At 63.0% G+C, this 578-nt stretch carries 1 protein-coding gene and 1 pseudogene; both read right to left on the bottom strand.

Translation table 11 applies throughout. The features are described from left to right. Positions 1–335 (bottom strand): hypothetical protein (locus NKI24_RS35895; RefSeq protein ID WP_352750956.1); only part of this gene is annotated, 335 nt, incomplete at its 3' end. Between the two features lie 135 nt (positions 336–470). Further along, a pseudogene (locus NKI24_RS35890) lies at positions 471–578 on the bottom strand (transposase zinc-binding domain-containing protein); the annotation flags it as partial.

The raw sequence follows: 578 nt of genomic DNA, 5'->3' as shown, positions 1-578 counted from the left end.
TCATTAGCAGACCCTTGTTGATGCTGGAATGCTAGCTCGGCGAAGCTGCGTCGCATTGTAGAAATGCGAAATGGCAGCGAAATCAGGCGTGGCTCCGGACGCGTCAGCAACATTGTAGATCCACCGGCCTGCTGCGGCTCGGGATCAGCACCGACGCTGCACGTGCCAAACAACAGGAGGAAGGCCCGAAGCTGAGCCAGACTCTCTTTAACGGGTTCGCCGTTGACGGGATCCTGTACAATTCGCGGCTGACCGGAGCGGAATGCGTGGCGGTCTACGACCGTGCCGTTGACGGCAGGCTCAAGGCCCGACGGGCCACGGCGCTCGAACGGCATGCGGAACTCGTGCCGGCGCTGAGGCAGCTGAACGTCCGGGTTATCCGTGGCGACATTGCGTAAGGGGCCGTCGGGCTATCTCTAGGTTGCCCCCTTCCCGACACTGGATCCCAACCATCGCACAGTACCGATGGACGCGATCTCGGCGACTTCGGCCAGCAGCGTGAACACGACGTGGAAGTATCCGACTGGCAGCAGGTCGGCTTCGCGCTCGGCGAGCCATGTACGCGCGGCCGCGCCCTG

The sequence above is a fragment of the Mesorhizobium sp. M0701 genome, from assembly GCF_040320365.1.
GTDB lineage: Bacteria > Pseudomonadota > Alphaproteobacteria > Rhizobiales > Rhizobiaceae > Mesorhizobium.
Note: the sequence above shows the minus strand (reverse complement) of the source record. Positions and strands in the feature narration are given on the sequence as shown.